Source organism: Neptuniibacter sp. 1_MG-2023 (assembly GCF_030547185.1).
Classification (GTDB): domain Bacteria; phylum Pseudomonadota; class Gammaproteobacteria; order Pseudomonadales; family Balneatricaceae; genus Neptuniibacter.
In genome coordinates this window covers 60,861-82,239 of the sequence record NZ_JAUOQR010000006.1, presented here as the reverse complement: position 1 = coordinate 82,239, position 21,379 = coordinate 60,861, and the positions used below count along the sequence as shown (strand labels likewise).

The 21,379-nt window shown below is 41.1% G+C and carries 15 protein-coding genes; 7 read left to right on the top strand and 8 right to left on the bottom strand.

The features are described 5' to 3' along the window. Positions 1 to 810 carry a helix-turn-helix domain-containing protein gene (locus Q4492_RS08860; protein ID WP_303417057.1) on the top strand — a complete coding sequence of 270 codons (810 nt, stop codon included), beginning with the start codon at positions 1 to 3 and terminating at the stop codon, positions 808 to 810. Between the two features lie 67 nt (positions 811 to 877). Here the strand turns inward: Q4492_RS08860 and hisC are convergent, their stop codons facing one another. Next, positions 878 to 1,948 carry a histidinol-phosphate transaminase gene (hisC, locus tag Q4492_RS08855; protein WP_303417055.1) on the bottom strand — a complete coding sequence of 357 codons (1,071 nt, stop codon included), beginning with the start codon at positions 1,946 to 1,948 and terminating at the stop codon, positions 878 to 880. A 192-nt stretch (positions 1,949 to 2,140) separates the two neighbouring features. Here hisC and Q4492_RS08850 point away from each other — a divergent pair, with 192 nt between their 5' ends. Then, positions 2,141 to 2,536 (top strand): DUF2750 domain-containing protein, encoded by a 396-nt coding sequence (locus Q4492_RS08850; protein ID WP_303417053.1) that lies wholly within the window; start codon positions 2,141 to 2,143, stop codon positions 2,534 to 2,536. Positions 2,537 to 2,964: 428 nt separating this feature from the next. On the opposite strand, the gene Q4492_RS08845 is transcribed toward Q4492_RS08850, so the two are convergent. Both Q4492_RS08845 and Q4492_RS08840 read right to left on the bottom strand, forming a co-directional pair. Continuing rightward, entirely contained in the window at positions 2,965 to 3,372 is a 408-nt protein-coding gene (locus tag Q4492_RS08845; RefSeq protein ID WP_303417051.1) for a bacteriohemerythrin, read from the bottom strand. A gap of 360 nt (positions 3,373 to 3,732) precedes the next feature. Continuing rightward, positions 3,733 to 4,491, bottom strand: a complete 759-nt coding sequence (locus tag Q4492_RS08840) for a hypothetical protein (RefSeq protein WP_303417049.1) — start codon at positions 4,489 to 4,491, stop codon at positions 3,733 to 3,735. A 294-nt stretch (positions 4,492 to 4,785) separates the two neighbouring features. Between Q4492_RS08840 and Q4492_RS08835 the strand changes: the two genes are divergently transcribed. From Q4492_RS08835 to Q4492_RS08825, 3 genes are all read left to right on the top strand, one after another. Further along, positions 4,786 to 5,445, top strand: a complete 660-nt coding sequence (locus tag Q4492_RS08835) for an NADPH-dependent FMN reductase (protein ID WP_303417046.1) — start codon at positions 4,786 to 4,788, stop codon at positions 5,443 to 5,445. A gap of 179 nt (positions 5,446 to 5,624) precedes the next feature. Further along, positions 5,625 to 5,879, top strand: coding sequence for a hypothetical protein (locus tag Q4492_RS08830; RefSeq protein ID WP_303417043.1), 255 nt, complete (start codon positions 5,625 to 5,627; stop codon positions 5,877 to 5,879). A gap of 269 nt (positions 5,880 to 6,148) precedes the next feature. Next, on the top strand, positions 6,149 to 6,946 hold the full coding sequence (locus Q4492_RS08825) for a transglutaminase family protein (RefSeq protein ID WP_303417040.1): 798 nt from the start codon (positions 6,149 to 6,151) through the stop codon (positions 6,944 to 6,946). A gap of 87 nt (positions 6,947 to 7,033) precedes the next feature. Here Q4492_RS08825 and Q4492_RS08820 read toward each other — a convergent pair whose 3' ends face one another. The 4 genes from Q4492_RS08820 to Q4492_RS08805 form a co-directional block, all read right to left on the bottom strand. Then, on the bottom strand, positions 7,034 to 12,067 hold the full coding sequence (locus Q4492_RS08820) for an EAL domain-containing protein (protein ID WP_303417037.1): 5,034 nt from the start codon (positions 12,065 to 12,067) through the stop codon (positions 7,034 to 7,036). Between the two features lie 322 nt (positions 12,068 to 12,389). Further along, complete coding sequence (locus Q4492_RS08815) at positions 12,390 to 14,159, bottom strand: DEAD/DEAH box helicase (RefSeq protein WP_303417034.1); 1,770 nt, start codon at positions 14,157 to 14,159, stop codon at positions 12,390 to 12,392. Between the two features lie 139 nt (positions 14,160 to 14,298). Beyond that, positions 14,299 to 15,453: a DUF5610 domain-containing protein gene (locus Q4492_RS08810; RefSeq protein ID WP_303417031.1), complete on the bottom strand. Its 1,155-nt coding sequence runs from the start codon at positions 15,451 to 15,453 to the stop codon at positions 14,299 to 14,301. A 394-nt stretch (positions 15,454 to 15,847) separates the two neighbouring features. Beyond that, a complete protein-coding gene (locus Q4492_RS08805) occupies positions 15,848 to 16,405 on the bottom strand; it encodes a DUF2058 domain-containing protein (protein WP_303417028.1) in 558 nt (185 codons plus the stop codon). A 180-nt stretch (positions 16,406 to 16,585) separates the two neighbouring features. Between Q4492_RS08805 and Q4492_RS08800 the strand changes: the two genes are divergently transcribed. Further along, positions 16,586 to 17,593 (top strand): serine/threonine protein kinase, encoded by a 1,008-nt coding sequence (locus tag Q4492_RS08800; protein WP_303417025.1) that lies wholly within the window; start codon positions 16,586 to 16,588, stop codon positions 17,591 to 17,593. A gap of 73 nt (positions 17,594 to 17,666) precedes the next feature. Beyond that, entirely contained in the window at positions 17,667 to 19,622 is a 1,956-nt protein-coding gene (locus Q4492_RS08795; protein ID WP_303417022.1) for a DNA topoisomerase III, read from the top strand. 188 nt (positions 19,623 to 19,810) lie between these two features. Here Q4492_RS08795 and Q4492_RS08790 read toward each other — a convergent pair whose 3' ends face one another. Continuing rightward, positions 19,811 to 21,148, bottom strand: a complete 1,338-nt coding sequence (locus Q4492_RS08790) for a DASS family sodium-coupled anion symporter (RefSeq protein WP_303417020.1) — start codon at positions 21,146 to 21,148, stop codon at positions 19,811 to 19,813. Between the last annotated feature and the right edge of the window lie 231 nt (positions 21,149 to 21,379).

Here is a 21,379-nt window from a genome sequence, read left to right as displayed (position 1 = left end):
ATGGAAAATTCTACTTCTAAACGGCAACCTTCATCTATTGGTCAGAGAATCGATTCGCAGCGACCTATTGTTGGTTTACGGGGGCATTTAGCCGCTAACGTAGATATGGATCCGCACCAGCATCCACGTGGCCAGCTTGCTTATGCTAGCGAAGGGATTATCCGTGTATATACAGATGCAGGCAGTTGGGTTGTTCCTCCAACCCAAGCCGTTTGGATACCGGGAAATATAGTGCATAGAACAAGTGCAGAGGTGCGCGCTGAATTGCGTCATCTGTTTGTCGATCCTGCGTATCTACATAACTTATCTGATCAATGTAGTGTGGTCGAAGTTTCCCCTCTACTGCGGGAACTGATTATGAAAGTAGCGGATTTTGGTACAGAGTACTTGCCAAATAGTCCCGCTAGTCGGGTATGTGCGGTTATTTTAGATGAACTTCAAGCACTTAAACCCTCTTTACTTCATCTGCCAGGCGCAACAGATCGACGTTTGCAGAGGGTGATGAAAACAATGATTAAGTCACCCAATGCTGAAACAAGTCTAAATGAGTTAGCTGCCAAAGTTGGTGCCAGTGAGCGTACAGTTGCTCGGTTATTTAGCAAAGAGACAGGGATGACGTTTCAACAATGGCGCAAGCAGTTAGTGCTGCAAGAAGCGGTGGATAGAATAGGAAAAGGGGATGCGGTGATTGATGTGGCATTAGCTCTAGGTTATCGCAGCCCGAGTGCTTTTGTGGCGATGTTTAGAAAATCCCTAGGTAAACCGCCGGGTCAGTATTTTAGTGATACAGGTGCAAGAGTTGAGTTCTAATATAAAAAAACAGCCCTAATAAATTAGAGCTGTTGTATTGATTAATCTATGTTTACTAAAGCTTTAGTTATAGCTTAAAAAGATCAGGGTGTTGTTCTAGTGTATCCACTAAAAGCTGCATCTCTTCTTGCGTACCGATACTAATACGCAGGTAGTTATCTATACCGGGTTTACTAAAATAGCGGACCAATATTTTTTTAGTACGAAGGTAGCCCATCAACTCGGCTGCTTCTAAGATGCGGTGGCGAGTAAAAAGGAAGTTGGTTTTTGAGGGTAGGCTAACAAAGCCTAATTCAGCTAAACGCTCAATTGTCCAAGTCCGAGTACCAATAATTTTTTGAGTCGTCTCCTCAAAATAAGTTTGGTCTTTTATCGCTGCAGCGGATGCTTCGATTGCTAACATATCCAGTGGGTATGAGTTAAAACTATTTTTTACCCGCTCAAGACCGTCAATAAGGTCTTCATGCCCAATGGCAAAACCGACACGCATTCCTGCAAGAGAGCGTGACTTCGAGAAGGTTTGTATCACTAAAATGTTGTTGTAACTCTGGGTAAGCTCAACAGCCGAACTTGCACCAAAATCCACGTAAGCTTCATCGACAACAATAACGGATTCAGTGTTACGTTTTGCTAATGATTCGATCTCGTCTAGCTTAATTGCTCGGCTTGTGGGGGCATTTGGATTCGCAAAGATAATACCGCCATTAGGCTGATCGAAATCATCTACGTTAAGCACAAATTCGTCACGTAGGGGGATTTGCTCGTAGTTGATATCGTAAAGGTTACAGTACACAGGATAAAAGCTATACGTAAACTCCGGCATTAACAGAGGTTTATCCTGTTGAAAAAATGCTGCGAAGGTATGAGCAAGTACCTCGTCTGAACCGTTACCCACAAATACATGCTTACGTTCAACGGAAAAGTGATCGGCAATTGCATCTTTTAATAGTGTGCAATCTGGATCTGAATAGAGACGTAGACGATTTGTATCGAAATCCTTAATAACGGCTTCAGCAAGAGGTGAAGGTGGGTAAGGATTCTCGTTGGTATTGAGTTTAGTGATCCCTGATTCTTTAGGCTGTTCGCCGGGGACATAAGGGGTTAGACGCTTAATTGCATCACTCCAATATTTGCTCATTATATGATCCGTAGTGGCGCGCACGTTTGGAAATCGCTTATAGATCTGCCCGTGCGGATATAGATTGTTAACTGGCTTGAAGAATAGCAGAAAAGTGGTTTTTTCATAAGTCTGATAATCGAATGCTAATAGTTCAAGAATCTATCATCAAATTGCTTTATCCTATCCTTTTCTAAGTTCGGATACAGGTTTATGTCAGCTCAAGATAACAGCTATGATTTGGCTGCAATCGAAAAATTAAATGATAAGCAGCTCTACGCTCTTTTTGTTAGCGAAGCAGTCTCATCAGATGAAATTTGGATTCTAACCGATCAATATGGCAGCGTAATGCTCAATACAGAAGATGAAGACTGTGTGCCTGTTTGGCCATATAAAAAGTTGGCTGAAGCTTGGGCTACGGGCGAGTGGGAGGCCTGTAAAGCAGAGGCAATCTCTCTGTCTAAATGGCATAGTCGTTGGACACCCGGTTTGGAGGATGACGAGTTTGCTGTTGTTGTTTGTCCGACTGAGGGCCGAGATGGGTTAGTGGTATCGCCTTTGGAGCTAGATAAGGCTCTTAAAAAGCGTAAACAGAAACAGAGTACTTAAATCCGTTATTGTGGTTAATCGCTTTGATTGGGGCTCTTTTTTATAAGAGCTCTTATTCTCTATAGGTTAGCTTTAGATCTGACTAGGTACCGCGAGTATCTAAGCCTTTATCTCCTTTTAGCTTTTTCCAACGTTTTAATTTATCTCAAACGTTAATGGATTAGGTGTCTATTTCCTCCTCGTTTTTATAGCTCCCATATAGATAAGCATAACCTCTCCTTAAATGGGTTCTACGCAAACATATTTTAAATATGGTTTTTTTATGTGAGTTTATACCGTTATCTTATGTGGTTTTTTATAGAGCCCTAAGCTAGAACACACTATAAAAATAAGACTAAAACCAAGTAAACAGGGGGAGGTTTTGGCTTATACCTGAATGCATAAGCCGAGATGAGTCTGAGATCACTTTCTTTTAGAGTGAAGTGTTTTTAGTGGGCGTGCTGGTTGATAAACATGGCTGTGACTGTATCCATTGTTTTAATGTGGTTGATAAACCAGTTCCACAAAGTGCAGTTAAGGTAGTGCGCAATATACTCTCGGTCGTTTCTCTCTTTCCACTGCTCTATTGCTTCAGCTAATTCAAACAGAACGCGGTCATGCTCCCCTTTATGGCAAGAATAAGGGGGAAAATTAACGCGTCTCATCTGTTCCTCTTCACGGGAAAAGTGGACTTGGTTATGAGCGAAGAACGCTTCGAGCCGTGAGGTAACCTCGTCTACAGTACTGTTCTCTATAGCAGCGAGTATGGTATCTAGTATTTCGACTGCTTCCTCATGGTCATTATTCATAAACTCTACTGTGACCGGAGGAATCAACTTTGTATCAGCATGCGTCATTATCTTGTGCTCCAAAAGAACATGAGTGTCTATCTTATGTGGAGAACAAAAGTTTAAAATTGATATCCGTCAATAACATATATTTATAATACATTTATTTATGAGCTGTACTCGCTTCTTTCAAATAACCCTATATTTTGATTAGAAAAGAATTAGTTCTAGGGTTGTCTAAAATGATGGAAAAGTACCTTAGTCTATTCATGCTGTTTTTTCAGCACCTTACGCAGAGGTAAGCTAGTATCAAGTAGATGCTTTTTAAAAGAGCGCTGTTAAGTAAACATTTGGAAGTTGCTAGATAGAGCGTTATATAAAGCTAAATCTAAAGGGCGCAATCAAGTGGTTTGGCTGCCTGAGTAATGATTAGCGCCAATGAATCCAATAACTGTATTCAACGCGATTAGAGTTGTTGATTGTAGTTTGAAATAGTTGGCTCGCTGATGATGAGCATTGAACTCCTTTAAATTCAGGTTCTGCCCAGCCAGTCATACCTCCCATATACTCACGTTTATAGCCCCAAGTACCACATGACAGCACTAAGTCGTAATGCTGATCCCGTTCACAAATCGCGCAGGTCTCAAAATTAACCTCTAAATCTTCTCCTTCTACACCGTAAGAGTCAGAGACGTAAGGCGTGTCATAGATCGATACGGACGCATCGCGGAAGAATCTTCCCTGCCAAGGTTTATCTGCATCATCTTTAGGTGTTTTATGCAGCCCATGACCATGTTCAAGTGGGGCATTATCATAGAAAGGGTTTTCGGCTTCGTTAGGGATATCAATCTGTATACCTCGCTCGCCTTGGTGGAGTCTAGCATTAGTTTTTCGGATCTGTAATAAGCGATAACGATCACAGTCAGCTAAGTTCAGGCCATCAGTTTTACCATTAAAGTTGTTTTTTAGATGGATCTCTAACCCTATTCCCGTAGCATTATCCCCAGGGATATACTTGGCATCAGAGCGACTGCTATGGTACCAAGGCTGAGAGAAAATAAGTCGTCCAATCGGTTCCTTTTGATAAGTGACAGGGCATACTTTTCCCACTTTTAGCTCTTCGGCCCATAGTTTATGAGATAGGACACTCAGTAAAATCAACGGTAAAACTTTGTAATAATTAACCATCAAATCACCTTAACTGTAATTTGTATATACAAAGTATAGTCTAAAATTTATAAACCGATAATTAAGATTTAGTGGGCGATAAGGAGCTAGCTCGGTACTGTTGAGTTTAAGGGAGTGATAAGTTACAACCTAAAGATAAAAGAGAGACCGATCTTTGGCATAGATGAATGAAGCAGTGAACGCTTTGTGCTTTTAGGTATAAGAAATCGCTCAAAAAGAGCAAAGGAGTTCCAGATCGCTTTCTATTTCATTAGTTTCCTCGCAGGCTTTTTCTAACTTATATCGAGTTTTAATATGAAGTTTTTAGTTTTTTTAGGCACTGTTCGTGATAGCACACCACCTAGCCCCGCTCGTCTTGGTTTGCGCGTTTCAAAAGCTTGCATTGAATGTTTATTGAGTCACTATACTGAGCATGAAGTGGAGCTGATTGATCCTTTAGATTACCCTTTGGGACCTGTTTTTAAACCACATTTTGCGTACTCTCAGCGCACGGTTCCCCCAGAACTGAATGAGCTGGCAGACAAGATAGAGTCAGCTGATGGCTATATTATGGTTAGCCCTGAATATAATCACTCGATGAGTCCTGCGTTGGCTGATATGTTAAACCATTTCGGTAGCTCTCTATTCTCTTACAAGCCGAGTGCCATTGTTACCTATTCTGCGGGGCAGTGGGGTGGTATGCGTGCAGCTGTAGGCATGCGGACGTTTCTTTCAGAGCTTGGTTGTTTACCTGTTTCTGCGATGATTCATGTACCTAAAGCACAAGAGGTCTTTGCTGAAGATGGGAGCGTGCAGGCAGGCCAAAATCAGGCGTCTTGGTTTGAATATTTTAGCCGTACCTTCAATCAACTTATTTGGTGGGCTCAGGCTACCCGTGAGCATAAAGAGGTAGTCGATCCACACAAAATAGTGATGCCCTTAAAAATAGACCCCTCTCAGCGAAATGCGCCTTAATCAGCTTGGCAACAGGATAGATTGGATCGGTTTTTGATAGCCATCGGTAAAGAGAGTGGGCGTACGATAAGCAACATGCCGGTGCTACTTGAGGGGTAAGTGAAGTAAATAGATCCAGTTTGTTATCGCTATGATGACTATTGAGGGCAGAGTATGATTTTTTTGATACAGGATTAGCGATGGAAAACTTTCGAGTAATTATATTTATAGTGGGAAGTGTTTTACTGTTATTTGGTTACTTACGTTTTATAACGGATGAGCAAGGCCATGTGAATTTAAATAATTATCGCTTTACGGGCGGGATCGGACTTGTGATTATCGGTATAGTAAAAGGGACGGGTGATATAGTCTCAAGGGATCTCTCCAAAGATGGCGTTTCCGCACTCTCAATCTATATGGGAGCCTTACTTTTCTATATAGGTTTTACATTGTAAGAGCCGAATAAAGAGGGGAGTTATCAATAGTCTTCTCGGCTTAAACTAACACTTACTCATCCCTCTATAGTCAGCTGCTCTATTAGCTTATATATAATCTGTTCTAAGCTTAATCATACTTCTAACTCATAGTGCTAGCGGCAGTTAAGGTGACGTGCTAGATTAATTGAGTACTTGAAGAACGAAGGACGATACCTAATAGGGCCGTGCCGTTGTGAAGCAGTTTAGAGTATAGAATTCCTTTGGCTTAAATTAATCAGGATGTTCTTATGTGGTTACATGCTTCTTGTGTTCTTGACTTCAATATCCCTGTAGCTACGCCATTTTTATTAATGCTTCGCCCTCGTAGTGGGCAGCAGCAGTGGGTAGCCCGTGAGCAGTATGAGTTTTCACCTAGCGTTATGGCGGTCGAGTTCACCGATCCATTTGGTAATTTATGTCAACGGGTGGTGGCACCTGCTGGACCTTTTTCAGTTTACACATCGGTTAATATCGAATGTGCAGATGCCTTTGATGTAGCGCCGGGGGCACCGTTTATTGAAGTGCAAAATTTACCTGAAGATACACTTCCATTTCTGTTACCGAGCCGGTTTTGTGAGTCTGATCGTTTCACTCAATTAGCACAATCACTCGTTGTTGGTGTCGCGCCTGGATATGATCAGTGCACAGCAATTATTGATTATATTCGCCAAACACTGCGCTACTCTCCTGGAAGTGGTCAGCAGATCATTAGTGCCTGTGAAGTTAATGAAAAATCAGAGGCGGTTTGCCGGGATATGGCCCATCTAGGTATAGCCTGTTGCCGTTCTCTGTCGATCCCTGCTCGAATGGTTGTTGGTTATCTTGAAGGGCTTGAACCTATGGATCTTCATGCTTGGTTTGAGGCTTATGTCGGAGGGCGCTGGTATGCATTCGATCCGACTCAGAATAGCCGATATGGTGGACGTGTTGCGATCGCCTACGGTCGAGATGCTGCTGATGTGGCGATATATAGCCAGTTTGGTGATCCAGTGGATCTGCTGCGTATGGATATCAGAGTCGAACGGATGTTATCGCCGCTTCTATGATAGATGCATGCTCTAAATCTATTGCATATTAGACCGATGAACTCTGATATTAGCTAGGTTCAAAATTAGTAGGAATTAACTGCTAATTTATTCCTTTGCTTCGCTATTATCGTCTATTTGTAGATAATCGATCAAATCCCCGATAGGTTCTGGAGATTGAAAATAAAAGCCCTGAACAAAGTCACAATTGTGGCGGGCGATAAAGTCAAATTGTTCTTTCGTTTCAACACCTTCAGCAATCGTTTTTAACCCTAATGCTTTAGCGATAGATATTGTGGCTTTCACAACTTCTTCTGATTTATCCACTTCTCCAATTCTAGATATGAAGGAACGATCAATTTTTAATATGTCGAAAGGTTTGTTAATTAGGTAGCCTAAATTTGAATAGCCTGTGCCAAAATCATCCATTGAAAAAGAGACATTTAGCTTTTTATAGCGCTCCAAATGTTTTTGATTTTGGTCATTAGATAAAATAACTTTCCTTTCGGTAATCTCTAAGGCGATTGAACTACCATCAATTTTAAATTGCTGTAAATATTTTTTGAAAATGTAAAAGAGTGAATCAGATTCTAAATCTTTTAATGAAAAGTTAATGGCTATTTTGCATTTATAATGATTAATGTCATTTAGTTTACTGATGGTCGTCATTACCTTAAAAACAACATATTTTGTTATTTCAGTAATTAACTCGGATTCTTCAGCAAGCGGAATAAACTTATGAGGCATAACTAATCCCAGTTTGGGATGGTTCCACCTTATTAACGCTTCTAAGTGCGAGACTTTCATTGTCTCTAATTCGATAATCGGTTGGTAATAGACCTCGAATTCATCTTTATTTAATCCTTCCCGGATTAAACTTTCCATTGATGCTTTCTCAAAAGCAAATGAAGATAGCTCTTGGGAGATATAGCGATACATGTTTCTGCCATTTTCCTTTGCATCATACATCGCAATATCTGCTTGGCGAATGAGTTCGTCAGCGGAATGCCCATCATTTGGGTAGATACTGATCCCAATGCTAGCGCCTACTATGATTTTATGCGTATCGACAACAATCTCTTCTTTAACTGCTTGAATTAAATTCAGAGCTATTTTTGATGCATGTAATGCCGTATCTAAATCTTGAATAATAACAATAAATTCATCGCCGCCCACTCTGGCAATAGTGTCGCCTGAACGTAGAAGGTTCGATAATCTTTTGGAGACTTCAATTAGAACTTCGTCCCCCACATTATGTCCTAAACCATCGTTTACAATTTTAAAGCGATCTAGATCAATAAATAAGATTGCGAGTTGCTTTTTAGAACGGCGAGATTCCTGTAGCGCTTGCTCAAGTCTATCCGCTAGCAAAGTGCGGTTAGGTAAGCCGGTGAGAGAGTCATGGTTGGCTAGATATTGTATTTTATTTTGAGACTGTTTTATTAATGATATATCTGTTATTACACCAACATACTGAATGATATAACCATTTTCATCTTTAACCGCATTTATATTAAGAAAAACAGGGAATATATCACCGTTTTTAGATTTATTGATAACTTCACCGGACCAGAACCCACTTTGTTTGTAGGAACGTTCCATTTCACTGTAGAACTCTGGGGTGTGCTGATCAGATTTTAATATATTTATTTTTTTGCCAGCCACTTCCTTAAAGGTATAACCCGTTATATTTTCAAATGCAGGATTAATATTGATTATTCGGGTTTCACTATCAGTAATAACAATGCTTTCTTGTGTTGTATTGAACACCGTTTTTGCTTGTATGCTTTCTAAACTTACTTGTTTTTGACTATCAATGTCTTCAATTACAGAGATGAAATATAAGGGTTTGTTTTTATCCCTAACAATAGCAACGTAAAGTACTACCCAGAATAGGTCGCCATTTTTTTTATAGTAGCGTTTTTCCATCTTATAGGAGTTTCGCTCCCCATTAATGAGCTGCTGTACTAAGCCTAAATCCTCGTTTAGATCTTCGGCATAGGTAATATCTTGGAAGGTTAGTGATAGTAGTTCTTCTTGTGTATAGCCGAGCATTTTAGATAAAGTGCTGTTGACAGAAATCCAGGTTCCATCTAAAGCAACATGGCCAATACCTATGTTAGCGTTATCAAATGTGGCTTTGTATTTCTGCTGGCTCAATGATAGTTCAGCAAGTGCGTGCCTCTCTTTCGATATATCTGAAGCGAAAGACCATATTTGAGTGTTACCTAATTCGTCACGACTGAGATAGTCTTCTACATCTAGAACTGTAGTGACATTACCCTTGGATTTTAATTCGATAATGTAAGGGCCAAATGTTCCTTTTTCTGTTAACTCTTTCTGCCGATTTAAAAAGCGAGTGTTGTCTTCAATGGGGTATAGATCAAACCAGTTTTTAGCGAGTAGCTGCTCTCTTGTTAATCCTGTATAGGTTTGCATGGCATGATTGGTTTTAAGAATCATACCTTGTAAATTAGTGATGATGACGCCGTCATTAATATTTTCTAAAACGGATTCATAACGGCGATTGAGAGAGCCGTACTTTTCTTTGATGACTGTATTTTCATTAAAGATCTCTTTGAGTTCCGCATAGGCGGTTTGAAGCTCTTCGTTAGTAGACTGAAGCTCTTCATTACTGGTTTCCATCTCTTCATTGGTTGCCTGTAACTCTTCGTTAGCACTTTGTAACTCTTCATTGGTTGATTGTAATTCCTCGTTAGATGTTTCTAACTCTTCAACGAGGGTTTGCATATGTTCTTTAATGCGTTGTAATTCAAACTCGAGCTCTTGAGTGGAGGAGGTTACAACGTCATCGGAATTTGTGTTAATGAGAGGTAGGTCTAATACCGAAATACTCTGGAAATAAAAGATATACATCTGGTTGCGGCCATTCAAAATTGGCACAAGGTAGACTTTTATTAATCGAGCTTTTCCATTTTTTTGTGGTAAAGGTATATAACCACTTGAGCTAACTCCGGATCCTTTTTTTACGTTGCTAAACAATTTTCTTAAATCGATAGCTAAACGGGAGTCGACTATTTTGTACAGATTATATGAGATATATCCTTCTGGGATGGAAACAAAATCAAGGTTCCCTTTTTTATATACAACATCAAGCTGTTCGTTCGTTACTATTATATTCGGCATGAGAAGCTTTGCGGCTTCAGTAACAATCGTTTCTTGAAGAGGAGTCGTTTCTAATGCTTTAGATTGTTCGACTTCCGGATATTTAACGTATTTAGGAGCTTTTATAGTAATTGTTGAGAGGTTTTTATTGGAGGAGGCCACGGTTTTAAAAATTTTATTAGATTTGTCTACGGGTACGAAAAGATGTTCAAAATAAGTCGCATTTTCAGACTTTCCAAGAAAAAGTAACGCATTTGTTTTAAGTGCATAGTGAAAGGCAGGCATGATCCATTTTTGCGCATCAAGATTAAAGTAGATAAGCAAGTTACGACAAACGATGAGATCGAGCTCTTTAAATGGTGGGTCGGACAAAAGGTTATGATAAGAGAATACAATGTTTTGTCGTAAACTTTTCTTCACCTCAAATTCATTGTTGGTAATGTTGAAATAGTCTTTTATATGGGAGTCAGACACTTCCGTCATTGAGGCTTGGCTATAAATCCCTTGCCGAGCTGTTTTTAAGGCATCTTCATCAATATCTGTCGCAAATATCTTTAAATCAAGGTTATTTTGGCGGTCGTTTAATAGTTCGTTCAGAATTATAGCTACAGAGTAGGCTTCTTCACCGGTGGAGGAGCCGGGCATCCAAATTCTGAGTTCCTTTGCGTCTGGAATTTCATCAAGATATTTATCTAAAAGGTTTTCAAGTGAGTTGTAAGCATCTCTATCACGGAAAAAACTGGTTACGCCAATTAAAATGTCTTTATAAAGTAACTCGACCTCTTGTTCATCTCTTTCAATCAGTGCGACATATTCACTCAGGGTTGTGACCTTCAGAGCGACCATACGTCTTTCTATTCGTCGACCAATTGTTGCTTTTTTGTAAACGGAGAAATCGACATGTTTTATTTTATGGAGTAAAGCGAAAATAATTGATATATGGTCATTTTCTGGTGTTACTTGGTGCTTTTTTAGCACTTTATTTCTTGGGAAGTTGGCCAGAGCTACGAGCTCTTCCCCGATTTTGTCTGCTTCGATTAAGATATCAACAACAGAGCCATTTATCGCCGCCATTGGCATACCATCATATTTGGCTGTACTGGGCTCTTGTACTATGGTGATCCCCCCCTCCGAGTTAATAGCTCGCATACCTTGGCAACCATCAGAGCCTGTGCCTGATAATATAATGCCGACAGATTTTTCTTTTTTGTATTTGGCAATAGATATAAAGAGTTGATTTACAGAGGGTTTCGGTAGGAAAGAGTGTTTTTCTGGGGCCGATAAAACTATTCGATTATTATTGTTGATTTCAACGTTTTTATTAGGGGGGGTTATATAGAAAATATCAGGTTCAAGCGTCTCGCCGTGCACCGCCTCCTTAATCATTAAAGTACTTTCTCTAGAAAGTAATTCAACCAGCATAGTGTTGTGTTTAGGGCTTAAATGCTGTGCAACAATATAGGCGGTATTGTTATTTCCTGGCAGCCCTTTTATCAAGGTGGTCAGTGCTTCGAGCCCCCCAGCACTTGATCCAATACCTACGACCATAAGGCTATCGGGGGCTTGGGCTAGATCTTCTTCAGATTCATTGTGTACAGTTAAACTATCGCCCAGTATTTTAGTTTTGCCTACAGAGTCTTCATGTTTCCCAAGCGATAAAACCTGATTAATGACTTGTGCTAATTTTTGATTATCTGCGGGTTTACTAATAAAACCATTAATTTGATCTTTAATAGTATCTAATATGAAATCTTCTTGAATATAAGCGCTGAATACGATGATCGGTGTTTTTTTATCTGTTCTACGGATCTCTTGTATTAATTCAGGCCCATTCATGTGGGGAAGCTGAATCTCCGTGATAACTAGGCTGGGACGATGCGTCACAAACTTTGATATGCCTTCTCGACCGTTAGACGCTTCCAGAACGGTTGTAAATATCCCACGGAAAAAGTCGACGTGGATTTTGCGGGTATGTTCATTACTTTCTATATATAAAACGGTTAAATCGTGCTTCATTTACTACTACCGGTAAAATTTCTATTGATTTAGTCAAATGAAGTAAAAATTCAACTACCACTACCACTACTAAAAGATAGTCAATAAATATGAATCTAACAACTTTCTATAGAAATTAATTATCGTTCAAATATAAAAGGCGTTTACTGTTTTTTTGAGGGGATGTTAATTGTTATCTATCCAAGATGCATAAGGTCTGAGGGTCAACCTTATTTGATCGGCGGAGAGGCGTTTTTTTTCATGGTATTTGAAGATAGGTTTATTGGTTGCTAAGCCCTCCGTTTAGCCAAAACTTCATTCGAGATAAAGGCCCCTTCCTCGTTTAGAGCTGATTGGCTTTACGGTGTCTGCCTTCGTAATCGAAGATCCGTTCTTGAACGCGCCAGTAGTGCTTTTGCTTACGGGCGATGACGAAGTCTGGGGTCGTAAGAAGTGACTTGATGGCGAGTACTTCGGAAATGTTGTTCAGGGTTTTAGGGGCTTGCGCATTAGCGATGCGTTTGCCAAATAGATTGTTAAATACAGTTTTCTGGCTGTGTTTAGAAAAATCAAAAGATTCGCTCAGTTCTTCGCCATCCTCTCCATAGTAGGTGACTTTTAAGCGATCTTGTACGCTGCTGAGTTCCATGCCTGAACAGCGAATAACCATTGCATCTTTTAGTTTTAAGGCGTTTTTTAACTGGTCATCGGGATCGATAATTGCCATTTTGCATTTATGGCAGTTGCGTGCAGCGATGTCGTTTTCAGCGTTACAGTGAGGGCATTCCTTAAATCTAAAACGGTAATCACACTGTTGTGGTTGCTGCTGTTTTAGCTCTTGCTTATCTGTAGGGTCGAAATCTAGTAAACCTTGACAGCGACGACCGTAATGTTCGATCACGTTCCCTTCATCATCCGTTTTCCCCCAGAATATATTGGCAAAGCCACAGCTAGGGCAAAAGACTTGTACTGGATCAGTATCAGGGTTGGGTTTCTTTTCCCCCACTTCAGGGTGATGCAGGTTAAAGTGGTTGCCGGCATAGTCAATGACCAGACAGTCAGTTTTCCCCTCTGCAAGGCGAAGACCACGGCCAACAATTTGCTGATACAAACTTACCGATTGGGTTGGGCGTAGGATGGCAATAAAATCTACGTGGGGCGCATCAAAACCTGTTGTAAGTACAGAGACATTGACCAGAAATTTTAGTTTTTTCTGCTTAAAACTTTGTATGAGTTGATCGCGCTCTTTGTTGTCAGTCGCACCAGTAATTAAGGCGGTTTGATCTACTGGGAGGTAGCCGCAGATCTCTTGTGCATGTTTTACGGTAGCAGCGAATACCATGACACCTTGACGGGTTTGAGACAATGCTTTGACTTGTTCAATAATCGTTTGTGTTACGCGGGGATGCTTGCCTAGTAATTGGTTTACTTCTGCTTCTGCGTATTCGCCAAAACGGTTTTGCTTTAATGCGGAGAAGTCATATTGGGTAATGCTGGCATCAACGCATTTAGGCTCAGTAAGATATTTTTTACGAACCATATAACTTAAGGGAAGTTCGTAAATACAGTATTTAAAGGGTTTAGGATCACTACTACGAGCAAAACCACGGTGATGGTATTGATAGATCCATCCCATGCCTAGCCGGTAAGGTGTAGCGGTTAGCCCGAGTACTTTTAGCTGTGGGTTGAGTGAACGGAGTTGGCTGATAACCTTGCCGTATTGGCTGTCGTCATCATCATTTAGGCGGTGGCATTCATCAATAATCAGCAGTGAGTATTCTGCTGAGAAACGGTCAAGATTAGCTGATACGGACTGGATACTGGCAAAGGTAACTTGAAAATCATTTTGTTTGCGCTTTAAACCTGCGGAGAATATTCCGCCTTTGAGCCCGTAGCTTTCATACTTCGCGTGGTTTTGCTCAACCAGTTCTTTTACATGGGCTAAGACCAATATTTTTCGTTTTGCGAGTTTGGCCAGTTCTGCTATGACTAAGCTCTTGCCTGCGCCAGTGGGCAGCACAATGACGGCTGCATCATCTGTTTTACGGAAGTGTTGTAGAGTGGCGTCTACAGCATCTTGTTGATAGGGGCGCAGTGTAAAGGGAGAGCTCATGGATACAGATCAAATGATGATGAATTATAGGGCTGATCATATCAGCCCTGGTCTTTATATGGGAGCGATTGACCGGCATAAAAAAAACCGGCCTTTAAAAGGCCGGTTTAACGTATATTGCAGCGATTAAGAAGGGGGGTTAATCGTCTGCATTTTCCTGAGAAAACTGAGCCATAATGCTTTGTAATAAACCAACGTTATTATCTAGTTTACTCTGGGATTCTTCATCCGCATCTTTGTAACGTATATCTTCTTGGATCAAATTTTCTAATAAGCTGGCGCCAAATAAAGAGCTATCTTCTAAGAATCCAAGTGCTGGATTATTCATGAAGTTCTCCATGTTTTGCATCATGCCACCTAAGTGACGCCCGTTATCGCCGAGCGGATTATCATACTGCTGAACTTGCTCATAAGCGGCTACTGCAGAGTAGCTCGTTGACTGAGTCATAGTTACATTCAAGTTCATTAATTGGGATTTGTCCATTTCTAATTCGGCCGCTTGGTTAAAAGCATCCTGAACATCACCGCTGTAGAAATCTTCTGCAATCAGATTAATGTCTTGAATTAGGGAGGTGAGGGCGTCTAACTCTTCTTCATTAAGATCGCCTTCTACACTAAAGCTAAAGTTACTGCTGGCGTTACGGTCAATACCATAAGAGACGGCACTGCTTTCACCATCAGTATATGCACCAAGGGACGCTGTAATGCTGGCTTCACTATCAAAGTAGATTGAGACCTTGTCGCCTTCTTGGGTCATCACTTCCATAGAGAAGGATTCTGCTTTGGAATAACGCTCAGCGGCAGAGATAGATGTTTGGCTGCTTGTTGCTGCCACGTCTTCAGTGCTTGCTGTTGGTGCAATTGCGGCTAGTGCTTCAAAGGTGAGGTCTTTAGTTTGATCTATAGTGGCTGATGTATCTTCGGTGAGCATATTCAGCTTTTCTAGTATCTCCGTGGCTTCTTTAAAGCCTTTCTCAACACCCGATACAGCTGCTTGGTACATGCGATCAAGATCAGCGTCAGATGCACCTCTAGAACGAGCTTGCTCTAACCCTTGGGCAACAAAATCTGAAATCCGAGAAGCTACTTTTTCTGGAGAGTAATCATTTGCATCGAGACCTTTCATCTCAGATAAGCTCATTCCAGGAATGTTTTCTGCTAGTTTGGCGACTAACTTATCTGCCGCAGATGCAGAACGACCACTGCTGTCTTTACCATCTGCAAACCCACCGGTTACCAATGTTTCTTGGCGAACCTGAGAATAGGCTGCTTGGCTGCTTAATAAAACTTGCACGGGTAATTCCTCCACAGACAAAAAGGATCCTTATGACCCCGATTTTGCATTTCCATATTATAGCGATAAATGGGTTATCGACAGATATGCACTTTGCTTTAATGTAAACACTGATGTATGAAATTCTTTCATCAGATAAAAGGGTTCTTATTGGCTTTAGTCAATGGGATGGTTATACCCACTTTCAGCTATTGGCCAGATAATAAAACAGTTTTTACCTTATTCATTTAGTTGTTAGGCGGTATAAAATGATTTGATTACGGACAAGGTAAAGAATTTCTTTCATGTTCTGTTAGGGATTAAGCTTTGGCCTGAGTTTAATCGCTATCAGTAGGGCGCTACTTGTATCTATAGCCAGCGCCCGTGCTGAAAGGTCTTTCAATTCCTAGTTCGACTACCACATCAGATCATCAGGGATCTTATAATCGGCGTAAGGGTCATCTTCATCCGGTTCTTCTTCAGGTTTAACGCGAATAACGTAATCAGGTATACGTTGTTCAATCTTTTCTGCGAACTTATCGGGGATTAAGTAAAACTTTTCATCGAGTGTAGCAATGGCTACTTGGCCACGTATCAACTGTGTCTGTAAGTCGCTGGTAACGTACATTGTTTTAACTTTTTTATCGTAGACAAAGTTGTATGTGAGCTCAGCATTGTCTGGAATATTGATCTGCTGCTGCATGATCATTTGTCGGCATTGCGCTTCAATCTCTCGGTTCTGGCGCTCCTCATCGCGCTGTAGATTGAGTAGGCGGTCACGCTCTTGTTTCTCTTTACGCTGCTGCTCGAGTGCTTGTTGTTTAATCGCTTGTTCGTCGATGACTGCTTGGCCAGATTTCCGCGCTTTATTCGCCTGTTTTTTCTGTTTCTTCTTGTCTGAATCGGCTTTTTTCGCTTTCTTCTGATCAACGAGGCCGATGTTTAGTAATTGATCTTTCAGTGAACCTGCCATAACAATCTCTTAATACAAAATATAGATGTTGCGAAACTATATCAAAAACTGATCATAGCGCCTGCATTTAATCGTTTTTAATGTTGTAAATTGTATTAAAAAATAGCCCTTTAATGGCTTGCAGGGGATAACGCTTAAACGTAATCTTCAGCCATACTGTAATTTATAGCTAGGAATAGAATGTCTGAAGATAAAATGCCTGAGCATGATAAGACCCATCCCTTTGAACGCTTAACACCCTCATTTTTGATGGATGCTGTTGAAACGCAAGGGTTTTGGTGTGATGGTCGGACCTTCCCATTAAATAGCTATGAAAATCGTGTTTATCAGGTAGGTATTGAAGAGAAAGAGCCGCTGATTGCGAAGTTTTATCGGCCCAACCGTTGGAGCCGAGAGCAGATTTTGGAAGAGCACGAATTTTCGTTTGAATTGGCCGAACATGAACTCCCAATTGTTACCCCTTTAAAAAATGAGGAGGGTAATACACTGTTTGATTATCAAGGGTTTATGTTTTCACTTTTTCCTCGAAAGGGTGGACATGCGCCTGAACTTGATAATATGGATAACCTGTTTGTATTAGGTCGATTGCTGGGCCGAATGCACCGTGTTGGTGAGGTTAAACCTTTTACTCACCGCCCCGAAATTACTACGCAAAATTTTGGTTATGAGAGTGTAGCGTTTGTCTCAGAGCACTTTATTCCCTTGGATCTTAAAGCGGCTTATACATCGGTCTCTGCTGACCTGTTACAAGCGATTGATGAGATCACTCAACAGTGTGGCGAGATAAAGAAGATTCGTGTTCACGGCGACTGTCACTCTGGCAATATGTTGTGGCGAGATGATGCCCCTCATTTTGTTGATTTCGATGACGCGCGTATGGCTCCGGCCATGCAGGATATTTGGATGCTGTTATCGGGGGACCGCCATGAGCAAACGGCACAACTCTCCGAAATCGTTGATGGGTATAATGAATTTAATGATTTTAGAACTACAGAGCTTCGTTTAATTGAGGTCTTACGGAGTTTGAGAATTATGCACTATAGCGCTTGGCTAGCTAAGCGCTGGGAAGATCCCGCATTTCCACATAGCTTTAACTGGTTTAATACTAGCCGCTATTGGGGCGAGCATATCTTAGAGTTAAGAGAGCAGATGGTCATTCTTGATCAAGCGCCTTTAAAAATGATCTAGTGTTGGTTTTTTCTGGATTACAGGCTTAAATTCCTATACCGTTAAGTACTGTTTTTATATACAGTTTATCCCGATGATTTTATATATAGCCGAAAAACCCAGTTTAGGGCGAGCGATCGCTGATGCACTGCCAAAACCCCATAAAAAAGAGGAGGGGTGTATTCGGGCAGCCAATGGCGATACTGTCACTTGGTGTATAGGTCATTTGCTTGAGCAGGTTGAACCTGATGCATATGATGAAAAATATAAACGCTGGTCACTAGAAGACCTACCGATTATCCCTCAACAATGGCGACTTAAACCCCGTAAATCTGCTGTAAAACAACTGTCTGTTATACGCAAGCTGCTGAAAGAGTTTGATTCTATAGTACATGCCGGTGACCCTGATCGAGAGGGGCAGTTATTAGTGGATGAAGTTATTGATTACTGCAAAGTCAGTAAAACTAAAAAAGAACGTATCCAACGATTATTGATCAATGATTTGAATCTACCCGCAGTGAAAACCGCTTTACAGCAAATGCGAAGTAACAAAGAGTTTATTCCTCTATCGGTTTCAGCCTTAGCACGTTCAAGAGCTGATTGGTTGTATGGAATGAATATGTCTAGAGGCTATACACTACTTGGGCAAAAAGCGGGTTATAAAGGGGTTTTATCTGTTGGCCGTGTTCAGTCGCCTCTGGTGGGTTTGGTTGTGCGCCGTGATGAAGAAATAGAAAACTTTATCCCTAAAGATTTTTATACACTGGATGCCATTATCCCTTATCAGCAAAACCCTTTGCTGGAAATTTATGCACGTTGGCAGCCGAGTGAGGCTTGTCAGCCTTGGCAAGATGAAGAAGGAAGAGTTATAAACCGAAAGCTTGTGGAGAATGTTGCTTCACGTATTGCGGGTCAACCGGCACAGGTTGTTACTTCAGAGCAAAAGCAAAGCAAACAAGCGCCGCCATTACCTTACTCTTTATCGGCACTGCAGATCGATGCATCAAAACGATTTGGTATGAGTGCTCAACAGGTCTTAGATACTTGTCAGTCGCTGTATGAAAAACACAAGCTAATTACCTATCCTCGCTCTGATAGCCGTTATTTACCTAATGATCATTACAAACAGTCAGGCGCTGTTCTGGATGCCATAGCGGGTAATGAACAAACACTGAGTACCGCTATTAATAAGGCCGATCGACACCTTAAATCTAAAGCGTGGAATGACAAAAAAGTAGATGCTCATCATGCGATTATTCCGACACCTAAAAAACAACCTCTAAATGGTTTATCAAGTTATGAGCGGAATATTTATCAGCAGATAGCACGACAATATATTATGCAGTTTTATCCCGCTGCGCTTTATGCGGATTCTAAGTTGGTATTTGATATAGCCGGTGGATGCTTTATTGCGAAAGGGCGTGTTCTTATTGATGCGGGTTGGAAAGCATTAATAGGTAAGGACAGTAAGGAGGAGGAAGGAAATACAGTTCCTGCGCTGGATGAAAATGCGGAGTTAGTTTGTCGTGAAGGTCAGATAAAAGATAAAAAAACAGAACCGCCTAAGCATTTTACCGAAGCCAGTTTACTACAAGCTATGACGGGGATTGCTCGATTTGTAGCGGATAAAGAGTTAAAGAAGATTTTAAAAGAAACCGATGGGCTAGGTACTGAAGCGACGCGAGCAGGCATTATGGAAACGCTGTTCAAAAGAAAGCTCTTGGTAAGAAGCGGCAAGTCGATTCTTAGCACCGCTGCAGCACGAGGTTTGATACATGCTTTGCCCAGCGAATCTACATATCCCGATATGACTGCTCAATGGGAGCATCAATTACAGGCGATGGCGGAAAGGAATCAAGCCTATCAGCCCTTTATGGATGAGTTAGAGCATAGAATTAAAACAATTGTGGCTCAGATAAAAACGGGGGGTGTACCTGAATCTTTACGTCATCTACCTCCCGCTGAAGCAACTAACTTTAAGCGTAAACGTAGAAGTGCGGGGAAAAGTAAGCCAAGATCTAGAACGGCTAAAGCTAGGCCTAAGTCATAACTTTCCTTTGTTGCCGATGTTTTACGTCAATTGATATTTTTACGCTTAGCTTAGGTCGCCTTTGACCCATAAGCTTGTTAAATATTTAATGATATAAAACAAAAGCCCGCGGCAAAGTTTAAATATAAAACCAAGACGCGGGCTGTAAGATCAGCTGTCGTTGTTCGCTGAATAGCGACTGTGTACCTTTACCAGAAAATTCTTGCGTATAAAGTGATCACGGCGATACAACCTAGATTGATCCAAATACCTACACGCATCATATCACTTTGTTTGATAAAGCCTGAGCCAAATACAATGGCATTGGGCGGCGTCGCAACCGGCAGCATAAAGGCGCAAGAGGCCGAAATAGCGATAACCGTTGATAGGATAATAGGTGACATTCCCAAGCTTTCTGCAATAGCAGCAAAGACAGGTATAAGTAAGGCTGCACTTGCAGTGTTGCTGGCAAATTCAGTTAGGATGACAACAAAGGCAACTACGCTCAATAATGCAATTACAGCATTGGAGGCTTGTAGAAAATCGCCAATTGTATGAGCGAGAAAAACGCTGGTTCCTGTCGCCTTAAGTACAGCACTTAAACATAAGCCGCCACCGAAGAGCAGTAATACACTCCAGTCTGTTGTTTTTTCAATCTGCTTCCATTCGACCACGCCAAAAAAAGCTAACAAGATAATCGCAGTAATGGCGACTAAACTGTCAAAGCTAGATAGACCGCCTAAAAAAGCATTAAGTGGCCCACTAAAGATCCAGCATAAAACGGTAAACAGAAAAATACAGAGTGTTCTTATACGAGCAGAGGTTAACACAAAAGGTTCATGCTCGACGCTGAAGCGGTGTTTAAGGTTTGGACGTAGGGCTAAATATAAAATACCAATCGCCAAGGGTAATAAAATGACAGTTAGGGGCGCGGCTAGTTTCATCCAGCCAATAAAGTTGAGTCCAGTTTGGGCTGCTGCAATGGCATTTGGAGGGCTACCTACTAAGGTAGCTATACCACCGATGCTGGCACAGTAAGCAACACCGAGTAAAACAAAGACATAAGTGTGACGCTCTTTTATAGGGTCTAGCTGACGCAGTATTCCAAGCACTAATGGCAGCATCATAGCGGTGGTTGCGGTATTACTGATCCACATTGATAGTAGCGCCGTTACGGCAAAGATAAGCAGTACCGCCACACTTAATCGGTTTTGAGCAACATCTAACACTTTACTAGCGATCGCTTTATCTAGCCCTTGTGCATTAAGTGCAGCAGCTAGCGCAAAGCCGCCTAAAAATAAAAAGATTATAGGGTTAGCAAAATGACTCAGTGCTTGGCTGCTATTAAACACATCAAATACAACCGCTAATATAGGTACAAGCAGGGCAGTAATACTGACGTGTAGTGCTTCTGTAAGCCAAAGGATTGCAATAAATAACAAAATACTTAGGCCTTTAACGATGGGTTCCTCAAAGGGAAGGTACGCCATCATTAGCGTGAATAATAAAATATTGCCCAGTACTATGACGTGTTTGTGATTAATCATTGGGTGAGTATCTTCTTACCGTTATTAAGGATGAGTGTTTTATATAGCGTGTTAGAGCATATGGGGTGGATAATCGCGCCAGTATAAAGTGCTAAATTGGGGTTGTTCAAGAAATACCACGTTTAATATGGATTAATAGGGGCTCAAATCAATGAGCGGTATCTATGAGGGCGAAAAAGAGAAGGTTTAACACAAAGGAAGTATTATGAACCTTGGGCTGAGTCGAACCTA

Excerpts from the sequence above, each read along its gene's own strand:
- Q4492_RS08845 (WP_303417051.1), bottom strand. The coding sequence starts at position 3,372 with ATGACGCATGCTGATACAAAGTTGATTCCTCCGGTCACAGTAGAGTTT.
- Q4492_RS08840 (WP_303417049.1), bottom strand. The coding sequence starts at position 4,491 with ATGGTTAATTATTACAAAGTTTTACCGTTGATTTTACTGAGTGTCCTA.
- Q4492_RS08830 (WP_303417043.1), top strand. The coding sequence starts at position 5,625 with ATGGAAAACTTTCGAGTAATTATATTTATAGTGGGAAGTGTTTTACTG.
- hisC (WP_303417055.1), bottom strand. The coding sequence starts at position 1,948 with ATGAGCAAATATTGGAGTGATGCAATTAAGCGTCTAACCCCTTATGTC.
- Q4492_RS08795 (WP_303417022.1), top strand. The coding sequence starts at position 17,667 with ATGATTTTATATATAGCCGAAAAACCCAGTTTAGGGCGAGCGATCGCT.
- Q4492_RS08805 (WP_303417028.1), bottom strand. The coding sequence starts at position 16,405 with ATGGCAGGTTCACTGAAAGATCAATTACTAAACATCGGCCTCGTTGAT.
- Q4492_RS08800 (WP_303417025.1), top strand. The coding sequence starts at position 16,586 with ATGTCTGAAGATAAAATGCCTGAGCATGATAAGACCCATCCCTTTGAA.
- Q4492_RS08820 (WP_303417037.1), bottom strand. The coding sequence starts at position 12,067 with ATGAAGCACGATTTAACCGTTTTATATATAGAAAGTAATGAACATACC.
- Q4492_RS08790 (WP_303417020.1), bottom strand. The coding sequence starts at position 21,148 with ATGATTAATCACAAACACGTCATAGTACTGGGCAATATTTTATTATTC.
- Q4492_RS08860 (WP_303417057.1), top strand. The coding sequence starts at position 1 with ATGGAAAATTCTACTTCTAAACGGCAACCTTCATCTATTGGTCAGAGA.
- Q4492_RS08850 (WP_303417053.1), top strand. The coding sequence starts at position 2,141 with ATGTCAGCTCAAGATAACAGCTATGATTTGGCTGCAATCGAAAAATTA.
- Q4492_RS08835 (WP_303417046.1), top strand. The coding sequence starts at position 4,786 with ATGAAGTTTTTAGTTTTTTTAGGCACTGTTCGTGATAGCACACCACCT.
- Q4492_RS08825 (WP_303417040.1), top strand. The coding sequence starts at position 6,149 with ATGTGGTTACATGCTTCTTGTGTTCTTGACTTCAATATCCCTGTAGCT.
- Q4492_RS08815 (WP_303417034.1), bottom strand. The coding sequence starts at position 14,159 with ATGAGCTCTCCCTTTACACTGCGCCCCTATCAACAAGATGCTGTAGAC.